16 protein-coding genes, 1 other RNA gene and 1 pseudogene are annotated in these 16,574 nt (G+C 65.8%); 6 read left to right on the top strand and 12 right to left on the bottom strand.

Features of this window, described 5'->3' with window-relative positions; genetic code table 11:
* Nucleotides 1–88: 88 nt before the first annotated feature.
* The 4 genes from ACTIFK_RS01655 to mraZ are packed head-to-tail and all read right to left on the bottom strand — an operon-like array spanning nucleotide 89 to nucleotide 3,673.
* The gene (locus ACTIFK_RS01655) at nucleotides 89–1,834 is read right to left on the bottom strand and encodes a peptidoglycan D,D-transpeptidase FtsI family protein (RefSeq protein ID WP_439541294.1); all 1,746 of its coding nucleotides are present in this window, start codon (nucleotides 1,832–1,834) and stop codon (nucleotides 89–91) included.
* Nucleotides 1,835–1,852: 18 nt separating this feature from the next.
* Nucleotides 1,853–2,143, bottom strand: a complete 291-nt coding sequence (ftsL, locus tag ACTIFK_RS01650) for a cell division protein FtsL (RefSeq protein ID WP_439541293.1) — start codon at nucleotides 2,141–2,143, stop codon at nucleotides 1,853–1,855.
* A gap of 43 nt (nucleotides 2,144–2,186) precedes the next feature.
* Entirely contained in the window at nucleotides 2,187–3,182 is a 996-nt protein-coding gene (rsmH, locus tag ACTIFK_RS01645; protein WP_439541292.1) for a 16S rRNA (cytosine(1402)-N(4))-methyltransferase RsmH, read from the bottom strand.
* A complete protein-coding gene (mraZ, locus tag ACTIFK_RS01640; protein ID WP_439541291.1) occupies nucleotides 3,179–3,673 on the bottom strand; it encodes a division/cell wall cluster transcriptional repressor MraZ in 495 nt (164 codons plus the stop codon). The genes rsmH and mraZ overlap by 4 nt, the downstream gene beginning before the upstream one ends.
* Before the next feature lie 536 nt (nucleotides 3,674–4,209).
* Between mraZ and ACTIFK_RS01635 the strand changes: the two genes are divergently transcribed.
* Both ACTIFK_RS01635 and ACTIFK_RS01630 read left to right on the top strand, forming a co-directional pair.
* Nucleotides 4,210–5,133: an alpha/beta fold hydrolase gene (locus tag ACTIFK_RS01635; RefSeq protein ID WP_439541290.1), complete on the top strand. Its 924-nt coding sequence runs from the start codon at nucleotides 4,210–4,212 to the stop codon at nucleotides 5,131–5,133.
* Between the two features lie 77 nt (nucleotides 5,134–5,210).
* Entirely contained in the window at nucleotides 5,211–5,621 is a 411-nt protein-coding gene (locus tag ACTIFK_RS01630) for a diacylglycerol kinase (RefSeq protein ID WP_439541289.1), read from the top strand.
* A 154-nt stretch (nucleotides 5,622–5,775) separates the two neighbouring features.
* Here the strand turns inward: ACTIFK_RS01630 and ACTIFK_RS01625 are convergent, their stop codons facing one another.
* Nucleotides 5,776–6,132 carry a hypothetical protein gene (locus tag ACTIFK_RS01625; RefSeq protein WP_439541288.1) on the bottom strand — a complete coding sequence of 119 codons (357 nt, stop codon included), beginning with the start codon at nucleotides 6,130–6,132 and terminating at the stop codon, nucleotides 5,776–5,778.
* A 108-nt stretch (nucleotides 6,133–6,240) separates the two neighbouring features.
* Here ACTIFK_RS01625 and ACTIFK_RS01620 point away from each other — a divergent pair.
* Nucleotides 6,241–6,396 (top strand): annotated as a pseudogene (locus ACTIFK_RS01620) (diacylglycerol kinase); the annotation flags it as partial.
* A gap of 32 nt (nucleotides 6,397–6,428) precedes the next feature.
* Entirely contained in the window at nucleotides 6,429–6,914 is a 486-nt protein-coding gene (locus ACTIFK_RS01615) for a cupin domain-containing protein (protein ID WP_439541287.1), read from the top strand.
* A 22-nt stretch (nucleotides 6,915–6,936) separates the two neighbouring features.
* Here the strand turns inward: ACTIFK_RS01615 and ACTIFK_RS01610 are convergent, their stop codons facing one another.
* From ACTIFK_RS01610 to ACTIFK_RS01585, 6 genes are all read right to left on the bottom strand, one after another.
* The gene (locus tag ACTIFK_RS01610) at nucleotides 6,937–7,236 is read right to left on the bottom strand and encodes a hypothetical protein (RefSeq protein WP_439541286.1); all 300 of its coding nucleotides are present in this window, start codon (nucleotides 7,234–7,236) and stop codon (nucleotides 6,937–6,939) included.
* A gap of 171 nt (nucleotides 7,237–7,407) precedes the next feature.
* On the bottom strand, nucleotides 7,408–7,668 hold the full coding sequence (locus ACTIFK_RS01605) for a hypothetical protein (protein ID WP_439541285.1): 261 nt from the start codon (nucleotides 7,666–7,668) through the stop codon (nucleotides 7,408–7,410).
* Between the two features lie 191 nt (nucleotides 7,669–7,859).
* An RNA gene (gene rnpB / locus ACTIFK_RS01600) (RNase P RNA component class A) lies at nucleotides 7,860–8,239 on the bottom strand.
* Nucleotides 8,240–8,304: 65 nt separating this feature from the next.
* A complete protein-coding gene (locus ACTIFK_RS01595; protein ID WP_439541284.1) occupies nucleotides 8,305–9,684 on the bottom strand; it encodes a glycerate kinase in 1,380 nt (459 codons plus the stop codon).
* A 185-nt stretch (nucleotides 9,685–9,869) separates the two neighbouring features.
* Entirely contained in the window at nucleotides 9,870–10,658 is a 789-nt protein-coding gene (locus tag ACTIFK_RS01590) for an N-acetylmuramoyl-L-alanine amidase (RefSeq protein ID WP_439541283.1), read from the bottom strand.
* Nucleotides 10,655–11,383: a TerB family tellurite resistance protein gene (locus ACTIFK_RS01585; protein ID WP_439541282.1), complete on the bottom strand. Its 729-nt coding sequence runs from the start codon at nucleotides 11,381–11,383 to the stop codon at nucleotides 10,655–10,657. The genes ACTIFK_RS01590 and ACTIFK_RS01585 overlap by 4 nt, the downstream gene beginning before the upstream one ends.
* A gap of 126 nt (nucleotides 11,384–11,509) precedes the next feature.
* Between ACTIFK_RS01585 and ACTIFK_RS01580 the strand changes: the two genes are divergently transcribed.
* Nucleotides 11,510–15,178, top strand: a complete 3,669-nt coding sequence (locus ACTIFK_RS01580; RefSeq protein ID WP_439541281.1) for a hydantoinase B/oxoprolinase family protein — start codon at nucleotides 11,510–11,512, stop codon at nucleotides 15,176–15,178.
* Between the two features lie 137 nt (nucleotides 15,179–15,315).
* Complete coding sequence (locus ACTIFK_RS01575; RefSeq protein WP_439541280.1) at nucleotides 15,316–16,131, top strand: transglutaminase-like domain-containing protein; 816 nt, start codon at nucleotides 15,316–15,318, stop codon at nucleotides 16,129–16,131.
* Here ACTIFK_RS01575 and ACTIFK_RS01570 read toward each other — a convergent pair.
* Nucleotides 16,128–16,487 (bottom strand): hypothetical protein, encoded by a 360-nt coding sequence (locus ACTIFK_RS01570; RefSeq protein ID WP_439541279.1) that lies wholly within the window; start codon nucleotides 16,485–16,487, stop codon nucleotides 16,128–16,130. The two genes, ACTIFK_RS01575 and ACTIFK_RS01570, sit on opposite strands and share 4 nt — an antisense overlap.
* Nucleotides 16,488–16,574 lie beyond the last annotated feature (87 nt).

The following is a 16,574-nucleotide window of genomic DNA, read 5'->3' as shown; positions in this document are numbered from 1 at the left end:
CGCGACTGGGGGCCTCTGCAACGCGGCGATGACTGCGGTTTCCCGCAGACTATCCATCATCAACGGTTGGGATTGCGTAAACCAAACCTCAATCGAGGCTGGCGACGTTCCCGTCGGGACGAATCCCGAGTTGGGGCGCGATACGCGCGATCACGCGGCCGGCGGTCGGGGCGGCGTTGCGTCCTGCCAGCACTTCGCCATCCGAATCCGCCGTGCCCTTCGGCTCGAAAATCATGATCATCACGAGGTACTTTGGCGCATCCATCGGGAACGCGGCCAGGAACGAGGAGACGACCGATTTCTCCTGGTAGCCTCCCCGTCCGGGCATTTCCGCCGTTCCGGTTTTGCCGCCGACGCGGAAGCCGGGCACGTCCGCGCGCCGTCCGGTGCCAGCCTGCTCGGCGACGTTCCGGCGGAGCAGCACGCACAACGCCCGGCTGGTCTCCGCGCTGATGACGCGGCGGCCGGCTTCGGCGGGCGGCGCGCGCCCGCTCATGTAGGTTGGGGTGATGGTGGTGCCGCCGTTGATGAGGGCGGCGGTCGCGGCCGCATACTGGATCGGCGCGACGGCGAGGCCATGCCCGTATGAGACGGTGATCTGCTCGACGCGTCCGAACTTGGGGGGCAGCTGCGGAGCGGCCACGGGACCGACCTCGGTGCGCATCGACCCCATAAGACCGAGCGACTCGAGAAACGCCTTCTGGCGCTCAGGCCCTTCGCCGAGTGCGAGCAGCCCCGCGCCGACGTTGGACGAACGCAGAAAGACCTCGGAGACGGTCAGCGGCCGTCCAGCCGAATGCAGGTCCTTGATCGTGAATCGTCCCGCGGTCAGCGGCTTCGTGACGTCGATCACGGTGTCGGGTTTCACCTTGCCGCTGTCGAGCGCCATGGCGACGGTTTGGATCTTGAAGATCGATCCCAGCTCGTAGGTGGACCCTTGGATTTTGTCGAGGCGGTCGGGGTCGAGGATCTCGCCGGCGCGAGCCGGATCGACGCCGGGTAACGATGCGGCCGCCAGCATCTCTCCGGTGCGCACGTCCATCACGAGGCCGGCCACGCCCTTGGCCTCGTATCGCCCCATCGCCGCGCTGAGTTCGTCTTCGAGCGCGTGCTGCACGCCGAGGTCGATGGTGAGGCGGACGGGCATCCCGGTTCTGGGCGTGGACCCATGCGCGGGCTCGACGCCGACCGTCTCGTCGATGGCGCGTTCGATGCCGCCCGCGCCGCGATTGTCGATGTTCACGGACCCGAGCAGGTGCCCCGCCAGCCGTTCGAGCGGATAGGCGCGCCGGAGTTCGGTGCGGAAATCGAGCCCCGGCAGACCGAGGTTGTGGATGTCCTGGGCAAGCTTCGGTGGAAGCCCCCGGCGCAGCCAGATGAAGCGGCGGTTACGGTCGGAGAGGTCGCGGCGCAATGCGCCCGCGTTGAGTTCCGGCAAGGCCAACGACAGACGCTCGGCGACATCGTCGACACCGCGCACGAGCAGCGGGTCGGCATAGAGCGAGGGCATCTCGATGTCGGTCGCGAGCAGGCGCCCTTCACGATCGACGATATCGGGCCGCGCGAAGCTCTTGGCCATTGGTTCGGTCAAGCTCGCCACGATCTCGGGGCGCGGCGTCGCGGCCAGCCGCACGAGCTGCACGGCCACGGCGGCGAACATGAAGCCGATGCCGACGATAACGAGGCGTGTGCGGGGTTTGGCGACCGCGCGACGGTTGACGTCAGCGCGATGGGAATGTTGGGCAGGCGTGCGGGACTGACGGCTGCGCCGCCATGCGCCGCGCCAGCTTGCGCCGGCGTTGTCTGCGCTGCTCCTCCCCTTCGCGCCGCTCATCGCTGCCCCCGACTGCCTCTAGCGGGCAATAGCTCCGGTCTGGATCGTCCCGCCGGGAACGGCCTCGACGATCTGTCCGTCCGTGATCGGCGCCAGTCCCTGCGCACGCGCCAAAGGCTCGATGCGCGACGGTCTCAGGAGATGCGCCCGCTCGGCCTTGAGCACGGCGATATCGGAGCGCGCTTCATCGGCCAGCCGCTGCTCTTGATTAACGCGCGCTTCGAGCTGACGCGTCTCATAGGAGAGTCCATACAACAAAAACGCGCTGGAAATGGCCAGGAACGCGGCTGAGACAGTGACCGGATGCATGAACGATTTCCCCTCACTCACTCGACTGAGGAAACGGCGGAATTCAGTCTTTTGCGTCCCACGCGGGCGCCTCGGTCCGAATTCCCACGCGCAATCGGGCAGAACGCGCCCGAGGATTGGCGTCCGTTTCCATTTTGTTAGGTGTAATGCCGCGAGTGTTAACAATTCGGAAACTGGGGGCTTCGGACGGGGCAATCGGGGCCGGCGCATGGCGCGAGCCGCCCTCGGTCTTGCCGGACCGCTCTTGCAGGAAGCGCTTGACGATCCGGTCCTCGGTGGAATGGAAGCTGACCACCAGCAGGCGCCCGCCGGGCTTCAGGATGCGCTCCGCGGCGGCGAGCGCGCGCTCGAGTTCCCCCAGCTCGTCGTTGACGTAGATCCGCAGCGCCTGGAACGTCCGCGTCGCGGGATGCTTTTCGTCGCCGCGCGCGCGGCCGAGCACGCGCTCCACGATGTCGGCGAGGGCCTTGGTGGTGGTGATCGGCGCGTCGCCCCGCGCCTTGACGATGGTGCGTGCGATTGCGCGCGACCGCCGCTCGTCGCCGAGTTCATAGAGGATGTTGGCGATGTCTTCCTCGTCCGCCGTGTTGACGATATCGGCGGCCGACGGTCCGGACTGCGACATGCGCATATCGAGCGGCCCGTCGCGCATGAACGAAAACCCGCGCTGGGGATCGTCGAGCTGCATGGAGGAGACGCCGATGTCGAGCACCACGCCGTCGACGGCCGGATGCCCGGCGTCAGCCGCGGCCTGCTCCATGTCGCTGAAGGTCGTGGGCACGAGAATGAGCCGCCCGGCCATCTCCGCGACGAGGCCTGCGCCGTTGGCGAAGGCGCTCGGGTCGCGCTCGATGGCGATCACCCGGCAGGGCGCGGCCTCGAGAATGGCGCGGGTATAGCCTCCCGCGCCGAACGTTCCGTCAATGTAGGTTTCGTCCGCTGCCGGCTGGAGCTGCTCCAGCACATCCGAAAGAAGCACGGGAATGTGTGCCCGCACGTCCCGGCTCACCGGTTCCCCGCCGGTGTTCCGAGGCGTCATTCCCGTGCCCTCTCGTCGTCACCGCCGCTGCGGTGAGCGCTCCCCGCGCCGAAAAGTTTTCTGTGCTCTTGGGCTTTTTCTCGAGCCCGTGTGCGCCGGTCCTCGAAGGCTTGAGGGGCCCACATTTGAAACTTGTCGCCAAGGCCGACAAATGTGACCTGATCTTGAAGACCGGCATGACGGCGAAGGCTTTCAGGAACGACGATACGGCCGTCCCCATCGATCCCGAGAACCTGGACGTCGCCGTAGAGTGCGACAGAGAGCTCGTCTCGCTCGTCCGAATAGTCCGGCAAGCCCGCGAGAAGCCCGTCGATCTTTTTCGCAAGTCTCTCGCCGCCAGCATCGAGTGCCGGAGCATCGATCGAGGGGTAGCAGTAGATTCCACCGGTGCTGTATCCGTCGCGCTCGAGAACGGCGCGGAAGGGAGCCGGGATTGAGACACGCCCTTTGGCGTCGATCTTGTTGGTGAATGTCGAGACAAAGCGATCCATCCCCTTTTCGAGCCTCGCTCTTCAACGCAACAAGTGCTTCCGGAAAAGTGGCCGCCGGTTTTCCGGCGGGAAGCACGAACGAACCAACCAACGCTTGCCAAATCTTCTGATGACGGAGGGTGTGACCCCCGAAACGGGTGCCCGCGTCCGGGGCTGGGCCGTGGCGGTCGCTCGTGCTTCGGCCCTCTCTCGAAGCAGGCGCCAACACCACGGGCCCGTGCCCGGTGCGGTCGGGCAGTTATGGGATGACATGGTTCGGTATGGGCGTCAATGGATCGTTAAGGATTTACGGGGGTTCGCATGGCGTTTTGCTCCGTATTCGGCGCGCCGCGCTTATCTCTAAAAATGACAAAAGCCGGGGCTACGCTGGGCGCGTAAGACAGGATCAACGGCTCGGGCACGCAGGGGATCTGGCCATCGGCAGCGGCGAAGGAACGGCTCGCGGGAGGAGCGCACGGCAGCGAGAGCGAAGGCGGGGCGCGGTCTTCCTCGCGCCAGCCCTGCTGGCCTTGGCCTGCGTCGTCATCGGATCCGCCATGAGCCTGTGCGATCCGGCGGCGGCAGCGACCGCCGTCGGCAAGCCTCTCGAACCAGCCCCCAATACGAGCGGTGAGCGGATTGCCTTGACGCTCAAGGACGGGCAGCCCGTGACGCTGCATTTCGAGGAGCAGGGCAGCGGGCCCCCGCTTGTGCTGCTGCACGGCCTGGGCGAGTCGAGCTTCACGTGGCACGACATCGTGCCGGCGCTGGCCGCCCGCTTCCGCGTCATCGCGCTCGACCTCAAAGGCTTCGGCCGCTCCGACAAGCCGGACGACGACGCCTACGGCGCCGACGACCAGGCGGCCCTCGTCGCAAGCTTCATCGTCGCGCGCGGCCTCGAGAACGTAACGCTCATCGGCCATTCGTTCGGCGGCACGGTCGCGCTGCGCACGGCGCTGGTCGAGAGCCTGCGAGCGTCGGGCCGCATCGCACGCATCATCGTCATTGGCGCGCCGGCCTTGCCCCAATCGACCGCGCGCTACCTCGACCTCGTGAAGACGCCGGTGATCCCGGATACCCTCGCGGCGGGATTGGCGCCCGAAACTCTGGCCCGCCTGCTGTTGAGCGAGGCCATGGGCGGCGACGCCAAGGTGACCGACGCCGACGTCGAAGGCTATGCCGCCCCCTATCGCGAGACCGCCGCCCTGCGCGCATTCTTCGCCACGGCCCGCGCCATCGTGACCGAAACGGATCGCGCCGCCGTCGCCAAGCGCTACAAGGCGATCGATGTCCCCGTGCTCGCCGTCTGGTGCCGGAAAGACCCGATCGTTCCGCTCAAGGCGGGCCGCAAGCTGGTCGCCGCTCTGCCGCGCGCGAAGCTCTCGGTTCTGGAGGGGTGCCACCACCTGCCCCAGCACGAGCGGCCCCAGGAGCTGATCCGGCTGATCCAGAAATTCGCCGATGCCCCGCGCGCGCCCTGAGAGGCCGCGCCTTGAGAGACTTGAGCCCGCGCGTCAGATGAACTAAGGCCGTTGAACACTGCGACCGAGGAGACGGTATGAGCGACATCCGCTGCATTTGCGCGATTGGGCTGAGCGGCCAGCTCGGCCTGCACGGCGAGCTTCCCTGGGAAGGCGATCCGCGGCCGGAGTTCAAGGCCGACGTCGAACGCTTTTTCGACATCACGCGCGGCCATGTGCTGATCGCCGGGCCGAAGACCATCGGCGCCGTCCCCGATTTTGCCGCCAAGGAAATGAACCTGCGCGCCGCGCGATCGCACGAGAATCCCGAAGACGTGCTGGCCGAATACAGGGACCGCGTCGTCTTTATCGGTGGCGGACCGGTCCTGTGGGACGTCTACGCGAAATACATCATGCACTGGGACATCACGCGTCTGCCGTACGACGGCCCCGCCGACCGCTGGTTCGATCCGAAGTGGCTGCTGACAGGCAAGGGCCGCCCGCTCTGAAAGCCAGCAATGCGAGGGCCGCTATTCCAGACGCGGAAGGTGAGGCGACCGTGATCGGCGCGCGCGCGTCGTCAGAGGCAAGGAATGCCGCCACCGGTGCGATGTCGTCCGGGACCAGTGATTTGGCGGCAGCTCGGTGCAAACGCGGGAGCCGTTATGCGTAGTTCCGCGTCGGCGGACGAAACGCAGTCATAATGCGAAGCGACAGGGTGTTTCCGTCCCGGCTCGCGACAATGCAATCTGCTTCTTTCCGGTCAGCAGATGAATAGAGCTTGAGTTCGCCCCTGAGAATGGCGGGTTTGATGTCGTCGTTCCAAAGAACCACTTCGGCCGTCAGCGGTGAGAGGTCTCGGATGGTGCATGGTCGAGGCAAGATCATGCTGTCAGCCCAGATGAACCCTTCCTTGAGGCGCTGGGGGCGTCGGAAGCGATCGGACGTAAGCCGCTCTTTGGTCGAAACGGGACCCGCATCCTTCGAAATTGAGGTCACCAATTTGGTCCAGAATGCCATCTGAGGAACTCACGCGTATGGGGACGTTGATCATGCAGGGTGCGCGGACATAGTGAATTATGAGTTAAACGCACTGGACGCTCAGGACCGGCAGATGCCTTCGCTAAGGATCGCGTCGTCTTCATCGGCGGCGGACCGGTCCTGTGGGACGTCTACGCGAAATACATCATGCACTGGGACATCACGCGCTTGCCCTACGATGGCCCCGCCGACCGCTGGTTCGATCCCAAATGGCTGCTGACCGGCAAAGGCCGCCCGCTCTGAACGCGGACGCAGATCGCGGAGGAGATGCCCCAATGGGTGCTGACAACGATGTGAAACGCATCGCTATCGAGGCTGCCTCGTCACCGTTGAGAACGAAGCCGTCGAACTATCCGGAGCCGTTCTTCAGCCGCATGGCAGGGCGCGAAAAGCGTCCGCTGGGCGACCTGTTCGGCCTCAAAAACTTTGGCGTGAATCTGACGACCCTGAAGCCGGGCGCGCAATCCGCCCTGCTGCATCGGCACAGCCAGCAGGATGAGTTCATTTACGTACTGTCGGGAACGCCAACCCTGGTGACCGATCAGGGAGAGATCGTGCTCGCGCCCGGCATGTGCGCGGGATTTCCAGCTGAGGGCATCGCCCACCATCTGGTGAACCGGAGCGAGGCCGACGTGACGTATCTCGAAATCGGCGATCGCTCTCCAGGCGACGAAGGCACCTATCCGGCAGACGATCTCAAGGCCGTGCTAGCCCCTGATGGAACGTGGACGTTCGCCCACAAGGACGGCCGCGCCTACTGAGCGCGTCGAACAGCAGCGCCGCTCAATCGTCCTCGTCGCACTCGATCTTTTCGCGGTAATGGCCGTGGCGCCATTTGCGCTCGATCTCGCAGTTCGGGCCGGGATAACCCGGATCGTCCGCGAAGTAGGCGCCATAATAGGGAATGTAGACCCCGTACGACGACGACCGGTAGGGATCGCCGTAGACGTCCCTGTACTCGCCGCGCCAGTGACGGTGCTCGTAATAGCTGTCTTCGTAAGTGCCGCCGTCCCAGTCTCCGCCGGCCAGGGCAGGCGCAGCAGCGGCGGTGAGCAATGCCAGAACAGCCACGATGCGTTTCATGTGACCATGCTCCAAAAATGGAACCGCAGTTGACCTGATCAAAGTCCCGGAAACGGGGCCTGTCAAATCAACTGCGGTCTCATGGTGCACGAAGCAGAAGCTTTGTTTGCACGCGGGCGCCTAGGTCACTGGCGCCTCAAGTCCTACCGGGCGGATCGTCGCCTGGTCGGATCAGCGGCGGGGACCCTTGCACTTGATGCGCTCGTAGTAGTCGCCGTCCTTTTCCCATTCCCGCTCGATCTTGCAGGGACCGTCGCGGAACTCCTCCTTCACGTCCCGGCCCATGGGGCCGTAGTGAGCGCTGATCCGCTCGTAAATTCCGGGACCGGGGCCGCGCGGGCCCACCGGCTCGGAGAAGCTGTCGTCGCGGGCCATCAAAGGGGTCGCGGCAAGCGCGAACACAGCGGCCAAAGGAAGGATCGCTTTCATCATTCACTCCTCTTGAGATTGGGTCCCGACGTGGGTCTAACGCCCGTTGCGCGAAATGGTTGAGGCGCTTCGGGCGAGCATTGAAAAAACATTGAAATACAACGAATTGGCAAAAGAATGTCACGCGCCTTGGCCAATCGCCGCAGGCGCGCATCGCGCGAATGAGATCAGGCGCGTACCGCGCGAATGAGAAAAGTGCCAGCCGGCCTGTAAGCCGGGTTCTGTCGGGAACGGCCATTCATCTGGGACGCCCATTGCTGGACGCCTCAAGCAACCAACCCGGGTGACTGGCGTGAAGACGCGCCTTCGTGCCGGGTTTCCCCGCACGTGGCCACCCCTATTTGGTCTTGCTCCGGGTGGGGTTTGCCGTGCCGCTCCTGTTGCCAGTCGCGCGGTGCGCTCTTACCGCACCGTTTCACCCTTACCACGCCAGGCCGAAGCCCAGCGGGCGGTTTGTTTTCTGTGGCACTTTCCCTGGGGTCGCCCCCGGCGGCCGTTAGCCGCCACCCTGTCTCCATGGAGCCCGGACTTTCCTCCACCGCCTTTCGGCGGCAGCGGCCGTCCAGCCGGCTGACACGGGCACATAAGGGCGCTATCGCGCACCGCGTCAAGGGCGGAAAACGCCAAAGGCGACGAGGCCTAGGTAGTCGGATGGCGCTGGCGGCGGCGCTGGCTCAGCTCCACGGCGGCGCGCGTCAGGCCCTGCACGCGCTTGGCGCGCAGGAAACGCTTCACCGGCTTGTTGCGCTGGGCGATCGGGTGCGCCAGCAGCGGCGCACCGGCCGATCCGTTGACGTAGGCCGGCGCCGTATCGGTGTCGGCCGGAGGAGCAGCCGCCACGGTCGCAACCGACGCGGACTGACCGGCGGACGCTGCCATGCGCTGTCCCATCATGATCAGGCGCGCGACGCGCTCGGCCGCGTCCTGCAGGTACTGACGCGATTTCTTGATCGCAACGTCGAGCGGCATCGCGTTCGGCGTCGCGCTTTCGATGGCGTCGATGCCGTGCTGGAACACGCCGCTCGCGTCGTCCGCGAGGCCGCCACCGATGGCAACGACGGGAACGCCATGACGGCGCGCGGAAGCGGCGACGCCCGAAGGCGTCTTGCCGAATGCGGTCTGGAAGTCGACGCGGCCTTCGCCGGTCAGCGCGAGCGACGCGCCCTTCATGTGCTCGTCGAGATTGGTCGCGGCCACGACGACTTCAACGCCACGCTTCATCGTCGCGTCGGTGAAGGCGAGCAGGCCAGCACCCAGGCCGCCGCCGGCGCCGGCGCCCGGCCTGTCGGCGATGTCGATGTTGAGGTCGCGTTTGATGATGGCGGCGAAATGCGCGAGGTTGCGGTCGAGCACCTGCACCATCTCGGGCGTCGCGCCCTTCTGCGGACCGTAGACGGCGGATGCGCCCTTCTCGCCGGTCAGCGGATTGGTGACGTCGCATGCCACGCTCACCTTGACGCGGGCGAGGCCGGGATTGATCCAGCGCGTGTCGACCGAGGCCACGTTTTCGAGGCCGCCGCCGCCGAGCGGCTCCGTGATCGGCGCGCCGTCCTTATCGATGAACCTAACGCCGAGCGCCTGGGCGAACCCTGCGCCGCCGTCGTTCGTGGCCGAACCGCCGAGGCCGATGATGACCTCTTCGACGCCGCGATGAATGGCGTCGGCCACAAGTTCGCCGGTGCCGAACGTGGAGGCGCGCAGCGGATCGCGCTCAGCCTTGGGAACGAGAGGAAGGCCCGAGGCCTCCGCCATCTCGACGACGGCCGTGCGCCCGTCTCCGAGCAGGCCGTAGGAAGCCAGCACCTTCTGGCCGAGCGGGCCGGTGACGGCGCACTTCACGATGCGCCCGCCGGTTGCGTCGACGAGTGATTGCACCGTCCCTTCGCCGCCGTCGGCCATCGGGACCTTGACGTACTCCGCATCGGGCCAAACGCGGCGCAGGCCCGCCTCGAGCTCGCTCGCCACCTCGAGGGAGGTCAGATTTTCTTTGAAGGAATCTGGGGCGATAACGATCTTCATTTAGGCGGTTCCCCTCTTGCAGTCCCTTGGTGCCCGGCTTCTACTTTCGTAGGGCTTGGGTTCACAATGCAACAAACACCGGCGGCAGGGCCAGTCTCCTGAGCCGCGACAGATGTGCTTTGCAAAGTATACGAGAGAGCCACAGACCAAGCCGTTTACGACGTGAATTCAATTGTCAGGATTAATCACACGAACCGGCCATCTTTGCGGCTTTCGGGGAGCTGGATGCGCGACAGGGTGTCCAGGGTCGAGCGGTCGAGGCGTCCATCCGTGCAGGCCGGACGGAAGTGGAGCTGGAAGGCCCGCACGACCGTCCTGAGGTCGGGATTAAAAGGCCCATTGGGATCAATTTTATATCCGTATGCGGCGAGAAGCGCCCGCGCCCGCTCGATGTCCGCCCCGCGGGACTCGGGCGCCACGCCCGCATCGTTTTCGTCGAAGGGCGCCGGCACAACCCAATGCCCGATGCCCTGTCCGTACAACCAGGACCAGTCGAATTTCTCTCCCGGATCGATCTTGCGGCCGGGCGCGACGTCGGAGTGAGCCAGGAAATGCTGCGGCGCAATGTCGTGGCGAAGGGCGAGATCCCGGCAAAGCGCGGCCACCGCGCGCATCTGGGAATCGGGAAAATCCGGGTAGCCGTGCATGTGGCCGGGGTTCTGGATCTCGATGCCGATCGAAGCCGAGTTGATGTCCGTTTCGCCGTGCCACGAGGAGAGGCCCGCATGCCAGGCGCGCTTGTCCTCGGCGACCATCTGGATGATGCGGCCGCTCTCGTCGATCACGTAATGGCACGAGACCTTGCAATCGGGACGCGAGAGCACGTCCAGCGCGCGGTCGACCGTCAACAGTCCAGTGTAGTGCAGGATTACGATCGACGGCGCGAAGCCGGGCTTGCGCGGTTCGATATTCGGCGAGGGGTGGAGGTCGGCGACGAGCGAGCTGTCGGGCCGTTCGATGACGCAGACACTCACGCCCGTTCCCCTTGGAGCCGGCGCCCGGCGACGATCGCTTCGTAGGCGGCGTTGATCGCGGCCAGCTTGACCGTCGCTGCCTTGACGAGGGCCGCTTGCGCGCCGCGCGCGATCAGCCGGTCCGGGTGGAACCGCTGCACGAGATCGATGTAGCGCGTCCTTACCTCTTGCGGAGTCGCCGACGGCTCGACCCCGAGCACGTCATACGGATTGTCGATTTCGCGCAGGAACGGCGCCTTGATCTTGCGGAACTCCTCGCACGAGATGCCGAACACATGACCCACCGTGCGCAGGAAAGCCTCCTCGGCCGGATGCATGATGCCGTCCGCGCACGCAATCATCAGCAGGCATTCGAGCACGTTGACCTTGAGGTCGTGGTCGTCCTTGAGCATGCGCGCCACGCTCTCGGCGTAAAGCTCGAAGCCGGCCGTATCCTGGCTCGCAAGCTGGTAGAGCCGGCGGATGCGTGGGACCTCCTCCGGCGCGGGTTCGAAGAACCGCTCGAATGTCTGGCATTCGACTTTCACGGCAACGCCGTCCGCCTTCGCCATCTTGGCGGCGAGCGCGATGATGGCAGCCGAGAAGGCGGCCGTCTGGTGGATCGGTTTCGGACGCAGCAGGCGGCCGAGACCGGGCCACCAGCGGTCCACGAGATCAGCGAAGCGGGCGCGTAGGCCGCGGACCCGCTCCTGCTCGATGATATTTGGTAGGCTGTCGAGAGGCATGACGAACCCTTACCCGCTTCTGGGCCGATGATGAAGGGCATGGACTAAATTTCATGTTCGGCGGTTGACCTTGGCTGATCGCGCCGATAGCCACGCCTGATCGGCGGTGAGAAAGCGGTTGGGCGAATGGGGCGCGAGCGCGTCGGCTGGCAATTCTGGATAGACCGTGGCGGGACCTTTACGGACATTGTCGCGGTGACGCCCGAAGGCCGTCTTTCGGCGCTCAAGCTGCTGTCGCACGCCCCGCACCTCTACCCCGACGCGGCAACCGAGGGGATTCGCCGCGTTTTGGGGCTTGCTCCCGCCGCGCCGATCCCGGCCGGCCAGATCCGCGCGGTCAAGATCGGCACGACGGTCGCGACCAATGCGCTGCTCGAACGCAAGGGCGAGCCGACCGTGCTCGTGATGACCGCCGGCCTCGAGGATCAGCTTGAAATCGGCACGCAGGCGCGGCCGGATATTTTTGCCCGCCGCATCGTCAAGCCGGACATGCTCTACAGCCGCGTGATCTCCGCGTCGGAGCGCGTGCGCGCCGACGGCCACGTCGTGATGCCGCTCGACGAGCGCGCGCTTGCCGCCGATCTCGCGGCCGCCCGGAGCGACGGCTATGCAAGCGTCGCCATCGTCTTCATGCACGCCTACGCGTTTCCCGAGCACGAGTTGCGCGCCGAAGCGCTCGCGCGCGAAGCGGGCTTCACGCAGATCTCCGTCAGTCACGCGGTTGCCCCGCTCATCAAGATCGTGCCGCGCGGCGACACCACCGTTGCCGATGCCTACCTGTCGCCCGTTCTGCGCGCCTACACGGCGAGCGTCGCGCGCGCGTTCACGGGCGAGCTTGAAACCCGGCTTCTGTTCATGGCGTCGTCCGGCGGCTTGAAAACCAGCGCGCACTTTTTCGGCCGCGACGCGATCCTCTCCGGCCCGGCAGGCGGTGTCGTCGGCGCCGTCGAGACCGCCCGGCGCGCCGGCTTCGACCGCGTCATCGGCTTCGACATGGGCGGCACCTCGACCGACGTCTCGCACGCGCAGGGTGCCTACGAGCGTACGTTCGAAACCGAAATCGCGGGCGTACGCTTACGCGTGCCGATGCTGCGCATCCATACGGTCGCGGCGGGCGGCGGCTCCATTCTGAAATACGAGGCCGGCCGCTTCCAGGTCGGACCGGAAAGCGCGGGCTCCGACCCTGGTCCTCTCTGCTACGGCCGCGGCGGCCCCCTCACGGTGACCGACGCCAACGTCATGCTAGGAAAACTCGACCCGGCGTTCCTGCCATCGGTATTCGGCCCGGACGGCGACGCGCCGATCGACGCGGAGCTTGTGCGGCAGGCCTTTACGGATCTCGCGCATGTGGTGGGCGACGGCCGGTCTCCGGAGCAGGTGGCCGACGGGTTCATCCGCATCGCCATCGAAAACATGGCCAAGGCCGTGAAAAAGATCTCGGTCGAGCGCGGCTACGACGTCGCCCGCTACGTCTTGAACGGTTTCGGCTCGGCGGCCGGCCAGCACGTCTGCCTGATGGCGGACACGCTCGGCATGAGCAAGGTTCTCATCCATCCGTTCTCGGGTTTGCTGTCGGCTTACGGGATTGGGCACTCGGCGGTGCGCGCCAGCCGGCAACGCACGCTCGAGGTCCCGCTCGACGAGACGGGCCTCGCGGCCGCGCGGACGGTTGCCGGCGCGATGATCCAGGAGACCGCGGACGAACTTGCCGCGCAAGGCGCGCACGAGACGGACCGCACGGCGATCCATCTCCATCTGCGTTACGCGGCGACGGACGTCGCGCTTCCCGTACCATTCCCTCCCCCCTCGTGGGCCCGGGAGGGGGGAAATCCAGGACAGTCGGAGATAAGTAGCGGCGACTCTCAAATTGCTGATCTCCGCCGCGCCTTCGAGGCGGCACACGCACAGCGCTTCGGCTTCATGTCGCCGGAAAAGCAGATCCACGTCGCGATGATCGAGGTCGAGAGCGAAGCGCCGCGCGAGCCGCTGACTTCGGGCGGCGATACGCCGGCGGCGCCGGCGGATGCGGTGGCAAAGACGCGCTTTTTCTCGAATGGCGCCTGGCACGAGGCGGACGTGTGGCAGCGCGACGACATCGCGGCCGGCCAGACGATCGGCGGCTCGGCCATCGTCGTCGAGACGAACCAGACCGTCGTCATAGAGCCCGGCTGGTCGGCGGAGATGACCGCCAGCCGCGATCTCATCGTGACGCGCACCACCCGGCGGGAGCGCACGGCCGTCGCCTCCGGCGCAGATCCCGTCCTGATCGAGGTGTTCGGCAACCTGTTCATGGGGCTAGCGGAGGAAATGGGCGAAGCGCTCCGTGCCACCGCCCAGTCCGTCAACATCAAGGAGCGCCTGGACTTCTCGTGCGCCATCTTCGATGCGTCGGGCCAGCTCGTCGCCAACGCGCCGCACGTGCCTGTTCACCTCGGCAGCATGGAAAGCGCGGTCGAAACGGTCATCCGCGAGCGCGGACACGCCTTCGCGCCGGGCGACATCTACATGCTGAACGCGCCCTACGCCGGCGGCACGCATCTCCCTGACATCACGGTGGTCACGCCGGTATTTCTGCCAGGTAGCACCAGGCCGTCGTTCTACGCTGCGAGCCGCGGCCACCACGCGGACATCGGCGGCACCGCGCCCGGCTCCATGAGCCCGGACGCGACGTCTATCGAGGAGGAGGGGGTTTACATCGACTGCGTCCCCCTCGTGCGCGGCGGCGCATTCCTCGAACGCGAAACACTGGATCTCCTAACTGGCGCTCGCTATCCGGCGCGAAACCCGGCCCAGAACATCGCCGACCTCAAGGCCCAGGTCGCAGCGAATACCCGTGGCGCGGGCGAACTCATGCGCCTCGCCTCCGAATTCGGCGCCGAAGGCGTCGCGAGTTACATGCGACACGTCCAGGACAACGCGGAGGAGGCCGTCCGCCAGCTCATCGGCCGCCTCGACGACGGCCACTTCCGGGCCGAGACCGACGACGGCTGGGGCATCGAGGTCAGAGTCACGATCGATCGCGCACGCCGTTCCGCCAAAGTGGACTTCACCGGCACCTCGCCGCAGCAGCCCTCGAACGTCAACGCGCCTGCTCCCGTCGCGCGGGCCGCGGTGCTTTATGTCTTCCGCGTTCTCCTCGACGCGCCGATCCCCCTCAACGCGGGATGCCTGAGGCCCATCGAGATCGTCGTGCCCGAGGGCTCGATGTTGAAACCGGTGTTTCCGGCCGCCGTCGTCGCGGGCAACGTCGAGACAAGCCAGGTCATCACGAATGCCTTGTTCGCGGCCCTCGGCGCCATGGGCTCGGCGCAGGGCACGATGAACAATCTCACCTTCGGCAACGACCGCGTGCAGTACTACGAAACGCTGTGCTCGGGCGCGCCGGCGGGCTTCGCTGCGGATGGCCAGGGCTTCGACGGCGCGGCCGCCGTGCACGTGCACATGACCAACACGCGCCTGACCGATCCCGAGATCCTGGAGACACGCTATCCCGTGCTGCTGGAACGCTTCGCAATCCGCCGCGGCTCGGGCGGCAAGGGCCGTTGGAACAGCGGTGACGGAACGCTGCGCGTCATGCGCTTCCTTGAGCCGATGCGCTGCGCGATCCTGTCAGGCTTCCGAAAAGTGCGCCCCTTCGGCCTCAAGGGCGGCGCGCCGGGGGAAGCCGGCCGCAATGCCATCCTGCGGGCGAACGGCACGGTTGAAGACCTGCCCGGTTGCGCCAGCGTGACATTGGAGGCGGGTGACGCGATTGAGATCTCGACCCCGACCGGCGGCGGCGTCGGCGAGGCCTGAGTTGGTCGGCAGGTATGCCGAGCCGAGGCGGCCGAGACTTGTGAGGCTATTTCCTGGCGCCGGTGTTATAGATAGCAGCGTCGTCACCTCACGGATCGCAACGTCTCGTTGCGGCGCTGCCGGCGAAAAGGACATTCATGAAGCTCAGGGTCGGTTACGAATTGCAGTACGAGCTTCCGCAGCCCACCCCCATGATCTTGATGCTCAATGTCCACTATTCGCGCTCCGGCGATCTCGTCGCTCCGGACAATATTGTCGTCAGTCCTGCCGTAGCCATCGAGGGCTATCGCGACGGGTTCGGCAACTGGTGCAGCCGCATCGTTGCCCCTGCCGGATCGGTTCGCATCACGACCGATACCGTTGTGCGGGATTCCGGCGCGCCGGATCCAAGTGCACCGCGCGCGGCGCAGATCCCCGTCGAGAATCTACCGGAAGATGCGCTGGTCTTCCTGCTCGCGAGCCGTTTTTGCGACAGTGACCGAATTCTGGATCTTGCCTGGAAGTTGTTCGGACAGAAAGCGACAGGCTGGGGCCGCGTCCAGGACATCTGCGATTTCGTGCATCGTCACATCGAATTCGGCTACCACAACGCCCGCGTGACGCGCTCGGCATCCGAAGCCTACGACGACCGTGTCGGCGTGTGCCGTGATTACGCGCACTTGGCGATCGCGTTTTGCCGCGCGCTCAACATTCCGGCGCGCTACTGCACCGGCTACCTGAGCGACATCGGCACGCCTGAGCCGTATCCTCCCGGCGATTTCGCGGCTTGGTTCGAGGTATTTCTCGGCGGCGAGTGGCACATGTTCGATCCGAGAAACAACACGCCACGGCAGGGGCGCGTCCTCATCGCTCGCGGACGCGACGCAGCCGATGTCGCCATCACCACGACATTCGGCCCTAACGTGCTCAAGAATTTCCGCGTCTGGACCGACGAGATCCACGAGATTCACTAAACGGAGCGCGATTGGCACGTTGGCGCGGGATCCAGGTTCTGCGCCGGGTCGTAATGGTGCAACAGACGGTAATCGTCCCAGCCGCACGTCCCCTCGCACATGATGATCGCCGCGTTCCGCAGGGCGGCGCCGTGGGTGCCGCACTTGAACAGGGCCATCGAAAGCACGTCCCAGAACGCGCGCGGCTGCTCCGTCTTGAACATGATGTTGAAGTGGTCGACGCAGCCCTTCTCGATGACGGTGAAACATTTCACCAGGTTCTTGTCCTGGGCGAGCAAGGCGCAGGCCTCGCGAACGGCCGCCAGATCGAGGTCCGGCGCGCGATCGGTATGAATCTGGATGCAGAAATCGGTCATGCGCACACCGAAGCCGCGGGACGGAGGGCGCGGAAAGGCGTCCGAAGCGGCCTCCGAAGCTTCCTTTGAAGCGACCCAACGAGTAGG

The sequence above is a fragment of the Hyphomicrobium sp. genome (genome assembly GCF_051860585.1).
Taxonomy (GTDB): domain Bacteria; phylum Pseudomonadota; class Alphaproteobacteria; order Rhizobiales; family Hyphomicrobiaceae; genus Hyphomicrobium_C.
Note: the sequence above shows the minus strand (reverse complement) of the source record. Positions and strands in the feature narration are given on the sequence as shown.

What these genes read in the sequence shown, in the direction of transcription:
- ACTIFK_RS01655 (WP_439541294.1), bottom strand. Translation starts at nt 1,834, where the DNA reads ATGAGCGGCGCGAAGGGGAGGAGCAGCGCAGACAACGCCGGCGCAAGC.
- ftsL (WP_439541293.1), bottom strand. Translation starts at nt 2,143, where the DNA reads ATGCATCCGGTCACTGTCTCAGCCGCGTTCCTGGCCATTTCCAGCGCG.
- rsmH (WP_439541292.1), bottom strand. Translation starts at nt 3,182, where the DNA reads ATGACGCCTCGGAACACCGGCGGGGAACCGGTGAGCCGGGACGTGCGG.
- mraZ (WP_439541291.1), bottom strand. Translation starts at nt 3,673, where the DNA reads ATGGATCGCTTTGTCTCGACATTCACCAACAAGATCGACGCCAAAGGG.
- ACTIFK_RS01635 (WP_439541290.1), top strand. Translation starts at nt 4,210, where the DNA reads ATGAGCCTGTGCGATCCGGCGGCGGCAGCGACCGCCGTCGGCAAGCCT.
- ACTIFK_RS01630 (WP_439541289.1), top strand. Translation starts at nt 5,211, where the DNA reads ATGAGCGACATCCGCTGCATTTGCGCGATTGGGCTGAGCGGCCAGCTC.
- ACTIFK_RS01625 (WP_439541288.1), bottom strand. Translation starts at nt 6,132, where the DNA reads ATGGCATTCTGGACCAAATTGGTGACCTCAATTTCGAAGGATGCGGGT.
- ACTIFK_RS01615 (WP_439541287.1), top strand. Translation starts at nt 6,429, where the DNA reads ATGGGTGCTGACAACGATGTGAAACGCATCGCTATCGAGGCTGCCTCG.
- ACTIFK_RS01610 (WP_439541286.1), bottom strand. Translation starts at nt 7,236, where the DNA reads ATGAAACGCATCGTGGCTGTTCTGGCATTGCTCACCGCCGCTGCTGCG.
- ACTIFK_RS01605 (WP_439541285.1), bottom strand. Translation starts at nt 7,668, where the DNA reads ATGATGAAAGCGATCCTTCCTTTGGCCGCTGTGTTCGCGCTTGCCGCG.
- ACTIFK_RS01595 (WP_439541284.1), bottom strand. Translation starts at nt 9,684, where the DNA reads ATGAAGATCGTTATCGCCCCAGATTCCTTCAAAGAAAATCTGACCTCC.
- ACTIFK_RS01585 (WP_439541282.1), bottom strand. Translation starts at nt 11,383, where the DNA reads ATGCCTCTCGACAGCCTACCAAATATCATCGAGCAGGAGCGGGTCCGC.
- ACTIFK_RS01580 (WP_439541281.1), top strand. Translation starts at nt 11,510, where the DNA reads ATGGGGCGCGAGCGCGTCGGCTGGCAATTCTGGATAGACCGTGGCGGG.
- ACTIFK_RS01575 (WP_439541280.1), top strand. Translation starts at nt 15,316, where the DNA reads ATGAAGCTCAGGGTCGGTTACGAATTGCAGTACGAGCTTCCGCAGCCC.
- ACTIFK_RS01570 (WP_439541279.1), bottom strand. Translation starts at nt 16,487, where the DNA reads ATGACCGATTTCTGCATCCAGATTCATACCGATCGCGCGCCGGACCTC.